8 protein-coding genes and 1 pseudogene are annotated in these 14,126 nt (G+C 71.6%); 1 reads left to right on the plus strand and 8 read right to left on the minus strand.

The window, feature by feature from the left end; translation table 11 throughout:
- Positions 1–147: 147 nt before the first annotated feature.
- From ACY5KJ_RS09595 to ACY5KJ_RS09620, 6 genes and pseudogenes are all read right to left on the minus strand, one after another.
- Positions 148–2,295 (minus strand): HsdM family class I SAM-dependent methyltransferase, encoded by a 2,148-nt coding sequence (locus ACY5KJ_RS09595; RefSeq protein WP_462203206.1) that lies wholly within the window; start codon positions 2,293–2,295, stop codon positions 148–150.
- Complete coding sequence (gene drmB / locus ACY5KJ_RS09600; protein ID WP_462203207.1) at positions 2,292–4,217, minus strand: DrmB family protein; 1,926 nt, start codon at positions 4,215–4,217, stop codon at positions 2,292–2,294. Before drmB ends, ACY5KJ_RS09595 begins: the two co-directional genes overlap by 4 nt.
- Positions 4,217–5,926 carry a helicase-related protein gene (locus ACY5KJ_RS09605; RefSeq protein WP_462203208.1) on the minus strand — a complete coding sequence of 570 codons (1,710 nt, stop codon included), beginning with the start codon at positions 5,924–5,926 and terminating at the stop codon, positions 4,217–4,219. Before ACY5KJ_RS09605 ends, drmB begins: the two co-directional genes overlap by 1 nt.
- Positions 5,923–7,410, minus strand: a complete 1,488-nt coding sequence (locus ACY5KJ_RS09610) for a hypothetical protein (protein WP_462203209.1) — start codon at positions 7,408–7,410, stop codon at positions 5,923–5,925. The genes ACY5KJ_RS09605 and ACY5KJ_RS09610 overlap by 4 nt, the downstream gene beginning before the upstream one ends.
- Positions 7,343–8,239 carry a hypothetical protein gene (locus ACY5KJ_RS09615; RefSeq protein ID WP_462188403.1) on the minus strand — a complete coding sequence of 299 codons (897 nt, stop codon included), beginning with the start codon at positions 8,237–8,239 and terminating at the stop codon, positions 7,343–7,345. Before ACY5KJ_RS09615 ends, ACY5KJ_RS09610 begins: the two co-directional genes overlap by 68 nt.
- Positions 8,240–8,680: 441 nt before the next feature.
- Positions 8,681–9,171 (minus strand): annotated as a pseudogene (locus tag ACY5KJ_RS09620) (SAM-dependent methyltransferase); the annotation flags it as partial.
- A gap of 24 nt (positions 9,172–9,195) precedes the next feature.
- On the opposite strand from ACY5KJ_RS09620, the gene ACY5KJ_RS09625 reads away from it, so the two are divergent.
- Positions 9,196–10,704, plus strand: coding sequence for a recombinase family protein (locus ACY5KJ_RS09625; protein WP_462203210.1), 1,509 nt, complete (start codon positions 9,196–9,198; stop codon positions 10,702–10,704).
- Here ACY5KJ_RS09625 and ACY5KJ_RS09630 read toward each other — a convergent pair.
- Both ACY5KJ_RS09630 and ACY5KJ_RS09635 read right to left on the minus strand, forming a co-directional pair.
- Positions 10,701–11,732, minus strand: a complete 1,032-nt coding sequence (locus tag ACY5KJ_RS09630) for a DNA cytosine methyltransferase (RefSeq protein WP_462203211.1) — start codon at positions 11,730–11,732, stop codon at positions 10,701–10,703. The two genes, ACY5KJ_RS09625 and ACY5KJ_RS09630, sit on opposite strands and share 4 nt — an antisense overlap.
- 410 nt (positions 11,733–12,142) lie before the next feature.
- On the minus strand, positions 12,143–14,126 hold a 1,984-nt coding region (locus ACY5KJ_RS09635), incomplete at its 5' end, for a cell division protein FtsK (protein ID WP_462203212.1).

Below are 14,126 nucleotides of genomic sequence, written 5' to 3' on the forward strand. Positions count from 1 at the left end.
CACTACCCCCACCCGGAAACGGCATCGGCCAGGGCATTGTCGGCCGGCCACAGCATTGTCGGGTTGCTGATCCCGGCTGCACCGCGCCGCCTTCACCGTCACCAGGACAAGGCTTCGGCCGGACCCGCGCACCGGGCAGGGGCGTCATTACATGGGACCTGTCGCCCCGCCCCGCAGGCTTCCGTCGGCGATTCCGAGATGACCGAGCCGGACGATGGTCTCGGCCAGTTCCACCGCGTCGCGCAGCGACTTCTCGACCATCGTGAGGCGATGGAAGTCGAGCCCCCGGGAACGCTGTTCGGCCAGCGGGAGAACCGGTATCCGGACCCGCCGCAGGCCGGCCGGCGGCGACGATCCACCCGAGCGGCCGGCGGCCTGGGCGTCCGCACCGCCACCGGATCGCCCGTGCGCCGGATGGCCGGCCGGCCGCAGGATCCCGGCCAGGAAGTACGGATCGAGCCGGTCGGGATCGCCCCGCAGGAGCACCACCCGCGGCCCGAGAACGGCACCCGCGTCCTCGACGACCCGGGCCGTGGTCTCCCCCGGCGCCGTCACACAGACGACGTCGCCGGGCCGGAGAACGAGCATTCCGGCCAGTTCCTCCGTCCGGCCCGACGGGCCCCGCCCATGCCGGACGTCGCCCGCGGTGAGCAGCGGCAGGTCACCGACCCCGGCCCTGGTCTGCAACGGGGCCATCAGGACCGTCAACGATCCGGCTTTCGCCAACTCACCGATCGTGACACTCGGCGAAGCCAGCCGGTCCGCCGGTCCGGATCCCCTCGGTGGGGTCAGGAGGGGAACCGCCGAGGACAACGAGGCCACCATCGCCAGGAAATCCTCCCGGACGGCAGGGAACTCACCGACAGCGGTTCTTTCCGGAGGATGGTCGATGTAGCCTCGCGGGCTCACGTCGACCTCGTCGTCGAGGAGGTCCGCAACGCACATCCGCCGGAATCCCGCCGGCAGATCGGCGGTGCCGCCGCCGAACCCGCCGGCGGCGACGAACAACGCCCAGGCCGCTTCGACGACGGCGATCTCACCGTGCGCCAGGCCCAGCAGTACCTGAGCGGACGTCGCCCCGGGCCCGCCGGAACCGGCATCGGGGCCGGCATCGGGGCCGGCACCGCGGCCGGCACCGCGGCGGAGCACCCACAGATCCGGGGCCGATCCCGTCGGGAACAGCCCGGGCGGCAGCCCCAGCACGGCGCGCAGTTCCCCGGCACGCAGCAGGTTCGCCCTGATGCGGCGCCCGGCCCGGCGCGACGCGGCGGCCGCCGGCATGATGACCAGCACCGGCGCGCCGTCCCGGGCGTGCGCCAGGCAGTACTGCACCCAGGCCAGCTCGGGTTCCCCCCGCGGTGGAACACCGTGGCGCCACCACGGCGCGCCGAGCAGCTCGTCGTAGCCCCAGGATCGCTGCCCGAACGGCGGGGCGCACAGGACCGCGTTGGCCCGTTCCCCGGCGAAGGCGCCGGCGAGCAGCGAGTCGCCCGCGACGATCCGCGCGTCACCACCCCGCAGCAGCAGTCCGACGGCGCTCACCCGCGCCATCGTCGGGTTGACGTCCTGGCCGAGCAGGCGGCCCGCCCCCGCGGCCCGGGCCGCCTCCAGCAGCCCGCCGATCCCGCAGGCCGGGTCGAGCACCGTGGCGGCCCCCGCTCGGCCGCGCAGGCCGGCGAGGGTCACCATCAGCTCCCCGACCGCCCGCGGAGGCTCCGCCACCTGCCGGGAGCAGACCTCGCGGTAGCGGGCGCGCAGCGCGTCGAAGAGCTCCGCGTGGCCGTGCCGGTCCGCCGCCTCGGCGGCGACCCGGGCGATCGCCACCCACCCGGTCTCCCAGGTGTCGGGGAAACCACCGGGAAGCTCCGGCACGGCGCGGGCGATCGCCGGTTCCAGGGATACCGCCGCCACCGCGTCGCTCTCCCCGAGCAGGGCCGTGGCGCCCGCGGGATCCCGCTGGCGCTGGATGAGGAACCCCCCGAGATGGCCGGTCACCTCACCGAGGCGCGGATCGTCGACGGCCCCCCGGATCCGCTGCCATACCTGGTCGGCCGCCTCGACCTGGAACGGTCGGTCATGCCGGGTGAGCCAGTCCGCCACGGAGGTCAGCGCGAACAGCGGGCTGGTCGACGTCCCCCCGACGGGTGCGGGAAAGTCGGCGAACCGGCGCCGCCAGTTGCTGACCGCGGCCCGCCCGACTCCGGCCAGCCGGGCGATGTCGGTGGCGGTGACCGTGGCCGTGTCTGTGGCCGTGGCAGCCGCGGAGCTCGCCGTGTCCCGGCCGCTCGTCTTCACGGCAGCCCGCCGAACAGGGCGAGGGCGCGGTCCTGCGGCTCGTCTCCGAGGGGCACGACGAACCGGCGGTCGAGGAAGCGGTTGCCACGCTCGCAGGTCGTCTCGGACACGAACAGGCAGACGTGGCAGGCGGCGCCGTGCAGGAAGTCGGCGGGCGCCGACGGCAGCCGCTCGGCGCACAGTGGATCGGACGAGCAGTGCCGGGCGTCGGCGAGGGCCCGGCGGGTCAGCCGGAGCAGCTGGTCGGGCTCGGCCAGCGACACCAGCCCGCCCAGGGTGCCCTCCGCGTCCGGGACGGCCGTGTAGATGAGGATGCCGCCGCGCGGGTCGCCGTCGTCCCCGGCGTAGATGCGTTCGCTCAGGCTGGCCGAGCTGTAGCCGCACTCCAGCGCGATGGTCCGGATGAGCAGGTGGGACAGGGTGTGCAGGGCGAGGAATCGCTCCCCGGGCCAGCCCTGCATGGGATCGAAGTCCCCGGCGATCCGGTCGGAGTAGCGGTTCACCCGGAATCGGCTGTAGGCGTCGCGGTGCTCGCGCATCGCGACACTGTCCGCGACGCGGCGCGCCCACGGGCCGAGGATCTCCTCGGGCACCCGCAGGAACACGCCCTCGCCGCGGACCTCGCTCGCCGGTACCCAGGAAGCCGGCCCACGGGCCAGCGGCGCCCGGATGACGAGGTCGGGGTCGTCCGGGTCGGGCGCGTCCAGCCGGGTGAACCCGGTCAGCGCCCGTACCTCCCGCAGGCGTTCGGCCTGCACGACGTCGGCGTAGCAGCCGGCAAGCGGCGCCGGCACACCGCCGGGCTCGCGGCGCAGGGCGAAATCGTCGGTGGGTTCGGGGAGGACGGCGGAGGAGAAGATCTCCCACTCCGGGGTGCGCAGATCCGGGTAGGCCCGCTCGTCGTCGGCGTCGGCACCCGGGGCCGGGCCGGTTTCGATCGCGGCGCGATGCCGCTCGACGGCAGCCCAGATCTCCTCGTCCGTCCATCGGGCGAACTCGCGCAGCACCGCGGTCTGCGCGCGCGCCCAGGCCAGCATCGACACCGTGGGAAGACCTTCCAGGGCGGTCCAGTGCTGTTCGACCTTGACCGCCAGCTCACTGGCGCCGGTCCGCGGCACCGACAGCACCGACAGCGTCTGGGCGAACCACTGGTTGGATGCGCCGACGACGAGCAGGCGGGACTCCTGCGGGCACCCGCCATCGGCGAAGGTCCCCAGGTGGGGATGGCGGCCCCGGCAGCGTGGCAGGTGCTCCGCCCCCCGGCGTCCCATGGCCTCCCGGATGTTGCGCCGGGCGTCGCAGTTCACGCACCGGATCTCGACGTTGGCGCCGAGGTTGCCGCCGCGGTCCTCCATCCGCAGCCGGGGATGACTCGCCTTGGCGCACTGCGCGCCCCGGTGCACGAACATCGGGTAGGGGAAGTCGTCGAGATGCCCCGCGGTGCAGGCGAGCACGAAGCGGGCCGCCACCGCGAGCGGCCGGCGGCCGGTCTTCTTCCGCCCGCAGGTGCCGTGGAAGAAGCGGGCGTCCTGGGGCCGGGTCAGCCACGGGTTCTCGAACCCGAACGCGCGGGAGGCGATCACATCCAGCTCGTTGCAGGCGGTGCAGCGCAGCCAGTTCGGGAACGGCACGGTGGGCACGCCGATCCGGGCGCCCTGCCCGCTGCGGTCGCCCGCGTCGGTCTCCGCCCACGGGGCCGGGCGCAGCTCGGTGACGCCCCGGTCATACAGCCGCCGCACGGCGGCGAGCAACCGCGGCTCGACGATCGGCTGGTACTCGGGGACGTTGCGGTAGTCCCAGTCGTCGACGCCGCGGACGATCGCGGAGAAGTTCGGCAGGTCGACGAGCGCGCCGACACCGCTGGTGAACATCAGGTGACTGGGCCGGACCGCGCCGACCCGCCGGTGGAACGCCGTGACCATCAGATGCCCCTCCCCGGGAGCGCCGCGCGGGCCGACCGCGCCGGACGGCCCGCCCGTGCCGCCACGAAGGCCGTCTCCCCCAGCTCGTCCCCGACCGGGGCGGCCTCGTCGTCCACTACCTCGTCATCCCTGCCGTCCGCCTCGCTGCTCCCGATCTCACCGCTGCTCCCGATCTCACCGGTAGCGTCGGCGTCCGGCGGCGCGCCGAACGCCCAGCCCGGCTCGCCGTAGGCGGGGGTGAAGATCTCGGCGGGGCCGGGCACCAGCAGGTTGATCTCGTGCTCAGTCTCCCGCATCGACTGGGCGACGGTGAGAACGTCCCAGCGGACGTGCCCGGCGGGCTCCAGCAGGCCGGTGACCCGCTGCTGTCCCCCGGCCGTGCGATAGCCGATGCGGGACGGGCCCGTCCTCGCCAGCTCCCACCTCTCGATCAGCTGCCGGATCCGTTCCTCGAGGTACTCCCGGCCGCGCGGCCCGGCGACGGCCTCGGCACGGGCCAGCAGCCGGTCGATCACTCCGCTGACCGCCGGGCCGGCGAGGTCCACGCCGTGGGCGTCGACGTTGCGGGTGTTCGCCTCGTCGGCGTGCCGGACGGCGGCGACGAACGTGCCGGTGGTGGTCCGGTCGAGGGAGCGGCGGGTGAACGGGGTCACGGACAGCGCCTCCACCTGCCGGTAGAAGGTCGCGTGGTAGTGCTCGAAGTCCTCGTAGTGGGCGAGATCCCGCGGCCGGGACCAGTTGTACAGGGTGACGACGAGACCCGGGCGGCCGGCGTCCCGGCCGACCCGGGAGGACGCCTGGATGTACTCGGCGGTGTTCTTCGGCTGGCCGATCACGGCCATCAGCCCGAACCGGGAGACGTCCACCCCGACCTGGAGCATCGAGGTCGCGAGCACCACGTCGACCGGGATCCGGTCCTGGTTGCTCCGGGCGCGAGTGCGCTCGGCGAGGGGGCGCGGTGCCCGCCGGTCCCGCTCCCTGCTCCGGAACGATGCACGGACGTTCTCGGCGACGGCCTCCCGCCGCGCGGAAGTGTCGAGCTCGGGGTCGAAGGGGATCTCCAGGCGGCCCAACACCTCGCTGATGTCCGCCGACGAGACCCGGGAGGTCAGCTCCGAGATCGCGAGCATGCCGGTACCGGTGACGATGCGGTTGGCGAGCCCCTTGCGCCGGCCGTGGGTACGCACCCGGGTGGTGACGTCGTCGTCGAGGTAGCGGCGCATACCGGCGAGCTCGCGGGTGGCGTTGAAGTAGCCGACGAGGGTCAGGTAGGGCTCGGCGGGGGTGCCGTGCCGGTCGAACAGGGTCTGGCCGGCGAGGAGCAGGATCTCGGCGAGGCGGATCTCGGCGGACTTCATCCTCGTCCCGTGCGCGCAGACGCCGAGGTAGCGCCGGCCCGGGGTGGCGGGGGTGACCGGGACCCGCCGGGAGAAGAACGTATCGGTCACGTCGATCACCTGGGGCGGGAAGATGGCGAGGCCGCGGCCGAAGACGCCGAGCACCTGGTCGCGGGCCCGCCTGGTGGTCGCCGTCGAGGCCACGATCTTCGGGCCGGTGAGCGCGCCGGCCGGGACCGGCCAGGTGCACAGCTCGTCGACCGCGCTCTCGAACAGGCCGACGGTGGTGCCGAGCGCACCGGAGATCAGGTGCAGCTCGTCCTGAATGATCAGATCAGGCGGGCGCAGCCGGACGACCGGCTCGCTGGTCACGGCGGGCCGCCTGCCGCGGCTGTGGTGACGCTCGCCGCAGCCGGTGCGGGCGTCGAGGTCGTCGTGGCGGCACCCGTGCCGGGGGGGCAGCGTCGGCTCACCCGGCTGAACAGGATCCCCGCCTCGCCGCGCCAGGGCAGCTGGGCGAGCTTATCGACGGTGGCGATGACCAGGCTCGGGGCGTAGCGGTAGATCTCCTCGTCGACGGTGAGCACCGGCAGGCCCTCGTCGGGCGCCGCCCGCCGGGAGAACGGGCAGGCGTCGGCCCCCTCGCCGTTCGGGCAGTACAGCAGCACCCGGCGGAGGTCCTCGTCGACGTGGGCGTCAGTATGGGCCCCGAGCGCGCTGCCGCACCACGGGCAGCTCAGGGTCTGCAGGACGTTGGCCCGCTTGCCGTCGCCGGCCTCGCGCGCCTCGCCGACCTGGTCGCGGGCGTCCTCGAACCGGTTCGGGGACACCCCGCCGCCGACCCACAGACCGATGCGGAACGGCGTGGCACCCCAGGTCGCCGGGTCCGCGCGGCGCTGCACCTCGGCGGCGCAGACCAGGGTGGCGGCCCGCTGGAACTGTTGGGCGGTGAGCAGCCGCAGCGTGTACCGCATGAGGACGGCGACCCCGGCCTCGCCGGAGCGGGCCACGGTACCGGTGCCGACGGTCCCCTGTAGGCGGCGGATCGCGAAGGTGTAGGCGGTCAGGCCGAGGTAGGCCTCGGTCTTGCCGCCGCCGGTGGGGAAGAACAGCAGATCGACGACGGCGGTGGCGTCCGCGGCCCGCTCCGGGTGCGCCGGGTCGGTCAGGGAGGGCAGGTTGAGCAGCACGAAGCCGAGCTGGAACGGCCGCCAGGAGGCCTCCCCCGCGCCCCGGGCCCGCACGGCGGCGGTGGCCGCGGCGTAGTCCAGCCCCTGCTCGTCGCGCAGCCGGGCGATCGCCGTGTGCCGGCGCTGGGCGGCCATCGCCTCGTTGGCGAACTGGAACGCGGCCAGCGCCTCGCGGTGGCGCGGCTGGTCCTGGTCGGCGAGCAGGGCGATGCCGGCCCGGATGCGGTCCGCCGCTCGGCGGGCGTCGCCGATCGCCGTGCGGGCGGCCGGGCGCAGCCGCGCCGGCAGGCCCGCGACCTCGGCCTCGCGCTCGTCGAGCCAGGAGGCGTAACCGTCGGCGAGGGGTATCAACCCGCGCCGCAGGGCGGCGGGCCCGGCCACGGCGAGAGTGTCCATGGCCAGTTCGACCCCGGCCAGCGGCGTGCCGGGCCCGGCGGGCGCGACCGTCGCCGGCACGTCGTAGGTGGGCAGCCAGGTGGTCTCCAGCCGGTGGGCGCACCGCTCACCGGGCCGGACGTGCGGATGCACCGCGACGTTGCGACCGGTCGCGTAGCGACGCTCCCCCCGGTACAACAACTGGAGGTGCAGATCCTCGTGATCAGCGTCGAGGGGCGGCGCGCCGGCGAGCGGCGCGTCGCCCCTCGGGGGAACCGGAGCCAGGGCCAAGGCCGGTGCCAGAACCGGAGCCGGGGCCGGGGCCGGACCACTCGTCTTCGGGATCGTCGACGGGCAGGAAGACGGCGCGCGCGCCGTCCAGCGCGGTCACCGACAGCGTCGGCTGGAACAGCCACGCCGTGTCCGCGGACGAGGGCGGCTCCGGCTGGCTGTTGACCAGCGTCAGCTCGACGACGCGACGGGCACCGCGCTCGCGGACGGTGACGACGAGGAAGACCCCGGTCTCGTCGTCGCCGACGAGCGGCATCCGCCGGGAACCGGCGCCCAGGTGATCATCCAGGCGGATCTCCCGGTTCGCGAAGACCACCGGTTCGCGGGTCCACGCGCTGCGCTTGCGGCCCTCGTCGTCCTCCACCTCCCGCTTGGTGTAATGCCCCCAGGCCGCCGTGACGGCGAGGACGTCGACCGAATCCGTGCCGGCGGTTCCGGCCAGCCCGGCGAAGGAGAGTCCCATCGACGACGCCCAGATCCGCCCCCGGTTCTGCGGGGTGGCGATCTCCGGCGGGTCGGCGTCCGCGTCGCCCTGCACGGCCGTCTCCGTGTCGGCGACGACGTCCGCGGCGGCGGCCTCCCGGGCACCGCGCGGAGCCGGCTTCGGCCCGAGCATGCCGACGAGGTACCGCTCGCGCGGGCCTATCGCCCTGGGGTGGAACTGCTCGCGCTCGCCGCTCCACGGGCCGAGCAGATCCCGGCGGACGAGTTCGGCGAAGGTATCCCGGACCTCATAGGACGTCGCCGGCTCGAAGAGCTGCGGTGCGTCGAGGACCTCCGCGGCCGTACGGCCGTCGGCGCCCCGGCCGCCGGTGCCGGTGCCACCCACTCCCCCCGGCGCGGCGGGCGAAGGCGGCGCCCCCAGCGGCCCAGGGACCCCCGCGCCCCTGGGACCCTCTGCTGCCCTGGGACCCCCCGCGGCACGGGGAACAGCCTGCCCTCGGCCTCCGGCTCCACCACGGCGCGTCTCCCCCCTCGGCATCCGCCGGGCCTCGACGACCCGCCACGAATGCTGTGCCCTCGATTGCCGCGTACTTGATTGCCGTGTACTCGGTTCACAGGCTACACCACCGTCATCGGCGACGAAAGCCACCATCCCACCCGGGTCCGACACGTCGGCCGGTGAATTTGGGGGACCTGGGCACGGTCTGCGGTCCCTGGACCGTGCCTTGCTCCCCACAATGTGGCCGCCGCGCGCGGTGCCACCGCGCATGGGGCCACCGCGCGATCAGGCGGACCCGACCTCGTGAACGCTCGCGAGTGTCGATGGTCAGGGAATCCGGGCGACGCCGCCGTACCAGCTGACCTGGGCATCGGTCGGGCCGTCCGGGGTCACCTCGGCCCGCCAGCGATGGACGATCTGCACTCCCGGCTCGACGAGCTCCAGACCGTCAAAAAACGTTCGACTTCGGCGCGGGTACGCGTCGTGAGGGGGATCCCCCGCTGCCGGTAGACCTCGACGAGCCGTCCGGCCTCCTCCGGCGCGGCATCGGCCGTGCAATGAGTGAACGCCAGATAGCTGCCCGAGGGCAGGGCGTCGAGGTAGCGGCGGACGAGGCCGTAGGGATCCTCGGAATCGGGAAGAAAATGCATGATCGCGATCAGGGACAGTGCGATGGGGCGGCTCAGGTCGAGCGTGTCGCGTACCTCGGCCGAAGCCAGGATCTTCCCCGGTTCCCGCAGGTCGGCGTTCAGATAGGCGATGCGGCCCTCGGGTGTACCGGTCAGCAGGGCGCGAGCGTGAGCGAGGACGATCGGGTTGTAGGCTATCGGGTAGTGTGCACGGTGCAGGCCGCGATCAGCACCGACAGCGAGGGTGGGACAGTGGGCGAGCTAGGTGCCGGATTCGTCAGGGTGTCGACGGGTAGCCAGGACGAGACCTCACAGGTCAAGATCCTCGCTGAGGAGGCTGCTCAGCGCGGGATCACGATCGTCAAGTGGTTTACCCTTCACGGGTACTCGGCGAGCCACGGGGCGCAGGAACCGGCGTTGCGTGAGGCAATCGCTGACATTCAGCGTGGGGACTACACGACGCTTTTGGTAACCGAGTCGTCCCGGCTTGACCGTCGCGACGATTTGGATGCGCAGGCGGAGATCTTGCTTGATATTCGGTCTGCGGGTGGCGACATCATCTCGATTGCCGAACCCCAGTTCGGCAAGACCGATTTCGCCGGTCGTATCGTGACTCTTGTCGCTCAGCATGCGAATTCCGAGAAGTCCAGGACGGTCAAGCAGACCACGTACCGTGGCATCTCGATGATTATTGCCAACGGCGCGCATCACGGTCCGCTGCCGTCGTTCTGGGCGGTCAAGGGGGAACGCTACGCTAAGCAAGCTTATTGCGCCGACCCGGAATCGGTCAGGGACATTTATGAGCGTGTCGCCAACCGCGAATTCCTGCAATCCATCGCCCGGATTTACGATGTTTATCCAGCATCGGTTAAGAACCTTGTCCGGTTCGCGGCGAACCACACAGGGGTCGAGGAATGCCGGTACACGTATGAGGGTACGACCGAAACGTGGGTGCATGAGGTTGGACCGGTGGTCGATTCGCCTCTGTGGTGGCGCGCCAACAAGGTGATTGCCGCGAACCTGACGGACGCCAGAGGGAACAAGGGTGGCCGTCCCGTGGCACAGGCCGCCAACTGGATCAGTGGCGTCCTTCAATGCCCATCGTGCGGTGCGAAGCTGCACCTGAACGCCGGTCGCGCTCCGTCCGGAAACCCGCGCACTCCTAAGCTTCGCTGTGGCGGTAACCCCAAAGCCCGCAAGGCGTGCGGTGTCTTCACCGGCTGTGACGCCCGCCCCATCATTGGCATAATCGATTCTATGTTTTCCAGTGACACGACGCCTATTCTCGCTTTCCAGCGGGTGGCGGGGAACGCGCACGAGCCGGACGAGATGCGGGCAGAATTCTCCCGGCTGCAAAGCCGTTTGTCTGTCACGGAAGACGATGACGAACTCGATGCGCTGGTGGCCACCCGCAAGGCTCTGCGGGTGGCCATCGAACAATTCGCGCTTGTCTCTGACGTGTACGACTACACGGAGATCGGGCGGACGGTCAGCGACATGTGGACCAGCGGCGACACCGACGAAAAGCGGGGCATGCTCCGAGCGATCATGACCTCGTGGGGTCTGACGCTTTCCGAGCATGACGGACAGTGGGGAATCAAGATCGGTACGGGTTTCACGGACACGACCGACGCGGACGGAATCGTGGACCTTGGCAACGGGTTCTGTTTCCGTCGGGAAAGCAGCGCGCGGAACGGAGGTTCAGCCGCCCGTCCGCGCTAGGTGGCCTGTGGGAAGGCCGGAAGGACGAGCACGACCCTTCCGGCCTCCAGATGCCCCAGCACATCAGGAAGCCTGAAATCCTGCACCGAGAGAATCACGACGCTCTCACCACGCGGGAGGGGGTCAAGATCGCTGGGAGTCTTGCGGGTAGGTGGCTGTTCGTCGTTACGCGGCTTGGGCAAGGGGCTGGGAGAAAGCGACGGAGGACAGGACCGCGGCGGCGAGGGGGGCGGCACCGCGTTGCCGATTTGGAGAAGCCGGATGGTGTTGCTGCCCTGCCACGGGTAGTCGGCGGGAAAGGATTGCAGGGCGCCGAACTCGGCGACGGTCAGGGGGTCTACCGGTCCGGCCCACCTGCCGGTTAGCTGTGCGGTGCGGAGGGCGGTGCGGGCGTAGGTTCCACCCCAGGTGTTCCCGTGGGTGGTGACGGTGAAGGATGGCCGGTCGATGATCCCCCGGCCGATGCTGTCGGCCATGCTCCGCCAGGGTTTCAGCGGCGGCGCATATCGCGGGGTTGTCGCACCATATCGGGTGTGACTCGGCGCGGGCGGGCCGACGCTTTCTTGTGCCCGGGAAGCGAGGAGGAAGGCGCGTCGGCGGGTTTGCGGCACCCCGTACTGTTCGGCGGCGAGGATTCCGGTCCAGGTGGCGTAGCCGCCGCGGCGCAGTTCGTAGGCGAACCGTTCCCAGATCGGCAGGACGGCGGGGACTTCTTCCATCGCGATCCACACCGGCCGCAGCACGCGGGCGAACCTCATCGGCTGGTGAATGAGCCGGCCGCGGGGGTCGGCCAGCCACAGCCGTTTTCCCGCGCTGCTGAACGGCTGGCAGGGCGGGGAGGCGATCAGCCCGGTAATCCCGGCGTAGTCGCCCGGGTGGATGGCACCGACATCGTTTTCAACGGTTGCCAGCCCGGCGGCGCGGCGGGTTTCGCAGGTCCAGTGATCCCATTCGACGCCGATTTCGGCCAGGCCAAGCCTGGTGCAGGCCGAGCCCCAGCCACCGGGGCCGGCAAAAAGATCAAGCACAGCCGACATTCCTGCTGTCTCCCCTCACAGCAGAGCGGGCAAAGGCGGTGGATAGTTCAGAAAAAAGGGCGTACGCGGTCAGCACTAACCCCGCAAGGCGATTTCTGGAAAACACGCGGCCGACCACCATGGGTGATGCGTGCGCCGGCTTTCACCGGTGCCCTGCCCGTGGTCGGGATGCCAGCGACCACCCCCGGGCCGGTCACGCAGGGTGGCGGCAACGGTGCCGGGGTGCCGGGGCGGCGAGCCGGGCCGGGAGGGGGCCACAGCCCTCGTCCCCCCGGGGTTTCGGCGGTTTCACGCTCCGGGCCGCTAACAGGCAAACGAGCAGGTCAGCGGCCTGTGAGGGGGCTAACAGGGGTGCTAACAGTTAGCGGGAGAGCCGCTAACCGTTAGCACCCAGCGGACCGTCAGGCAACCCGCTTCCGGTCACGTTCCGCCACCGCTGCGGCTAGGTGGCGGCGTTCGATCCCACGCCGGTTGAGGACCTTCCCGGCTATCCGGCGGCCGATCTGCACGGTCTCGATTCCGTACGGTTTGAGAACCATCGCGAGCTGATCGGCACCCCAACCTCCGTACACATCCGGCCGCGGCTCGGCGAGCCGGGCGACAACGGTTTCTGACCACACCTTGCCCTCGCCCCCGGGCACCACGGACAGAATGTCGTCCAACAGCGACGGTGCCGATTCCGGCGGGGTGCTGTCCCCGGCGGCCTGCCCGGACAGCCGGCCCGCGGCGATACGGGCTTCCCGCGCCCGCTCGGCGATCTCGTCCGCGATCGGGGCATCGATGTACGCGCAGCGGACAATCATCGGGTCGTCGCTGGCGCCAACCAGATAGCCGATACCCTTGTCCGACGGCCGCAGCGTCGTTGCCTGAATCCCGTTCTTATACATCGACGTCCCCAAGATCATATCGTTTTCGACCTGGCCCATGACCCGCAGACAGAACCTGATCGACACATTCGATGACACCCCGGTCGGCAACGAGGCGGCATCCGGCCGCTGCGTCGCCAGAATCAGAATCACCCCGAGCGCCCGGCCCAGTTTGATAATGTCCGTGGCCAACTCGCCGGCTTCCTTGCCGTAGGCCGGGTGCGCGAACAGGTTCTGGCACTCGTCCACAATCGCGACCAGCGGATGCAACCCGTACGACCGCAAACCGGCGATCTGCCGGGTCACCTTCCCATCCGGGCACAGGTCCTTCGGTAGCCGTTTAATCGCCGCGGCCCGGCGGACAATCTCCGCCCGCAGATCCCGTAACGCTTCCAGCACGATTTCCATCGTGGAGTCGTCCAGTCCAGAGGCATAACGGGCGGCGACCTTTTCCGCCGCGTCCAGATCGGCGGTTCCTTTCAGGTTGAACACCCACAGCTCACAGGTGGGGTCGAGTGCGCAGCCGAGCATGAGCACCCGCACCGCCGACGTTTTCCCCGCCCCGGGCAGCGAGCCGACCAGCACATTGTTTTCCGACAAGAGAATACTGACCGGCCGCCCGCGCGGGTCGGAGCCGAACGGCACCGGGGCAAACACGTCCGTCACCCCCCGCCGCGTCAGCGGCCAGGCAGCGGCCGGGGCCTTGGACATGTCCTGATCCCCCACCCACAGCACCAGCCGGCCGGCGTGCGCGTCGTGCCCGGCCTCCGGCCACACGCAGCCGATCGGGCGGCGCAGCCCGGACGCGAGCCGTTCCCGGCGTTCCAAGACATCGGACACCGTCACCCCATAGGGAAGATCGACCTCGGCGCGCCAGCCGGGACCGTCCCGCATGATCGGGGAGGGGAAGGTGATCCCACCACCCTCGCGACGCGCCTTGTTGATCTCAGCGATGCCCAGTGCCCCCAGCGCGCGGACGACGATGTCCGCGGTCAGCCGGCCCACCCGGGTCGGGACCACCGCCGGACTCATCAGCGGCCGGTCCGCCGGCGCCTCCAGCACCCCGAGCCCGCCGACCACGGCGACGCCCAGCAGCAGACGCACCCCGGCGGGGGCGGCGCTCCACCACCACACGGCCAGCGCGAGGGCAGGAAAGCCGCCCAGGACGGCCAGGAACGCCCGCGCCCGGGTCCGGGTGTCATGCAGACGGGCCAGCCGCAGATATATCCCGGCGTCTTCCTGGCGGACCGAAGCGGCGATCACCGGCCGGGCGTCGGTGTCGGCCAGCCAGCCCACCACCGCGCCCAGCAGCCGACCGGCGCCGCGCGGGGCGCGGCCGACCAGCCGGGCGGCGTACACCGGCACCCGCACCGCGTGGTAGACCGCGGTGTAGGTGTAGTGGCCCACCGCCCAGCATGCGGCCACGCGCAACGCCGCCCACGAGCGCAGCCACCCCGGGACGATCGGCCGCCGGACACCCGGGCGCGGCTCACCCACCCCCGGCCGGGGAAGCGGAGAC

It is taken from the genome of Frankia sp. CcWB3 (genome assembly GCF_977927595.1).

Coding starts and splice junctions, on each gene's coding strand:
- drmB (WP_462203207.1), bottom strand. CDS start 4,217: ATGGTCACGGCGTTCCACCGGCGGGTCGGCGCGGTCCGGCCCAGTCAC.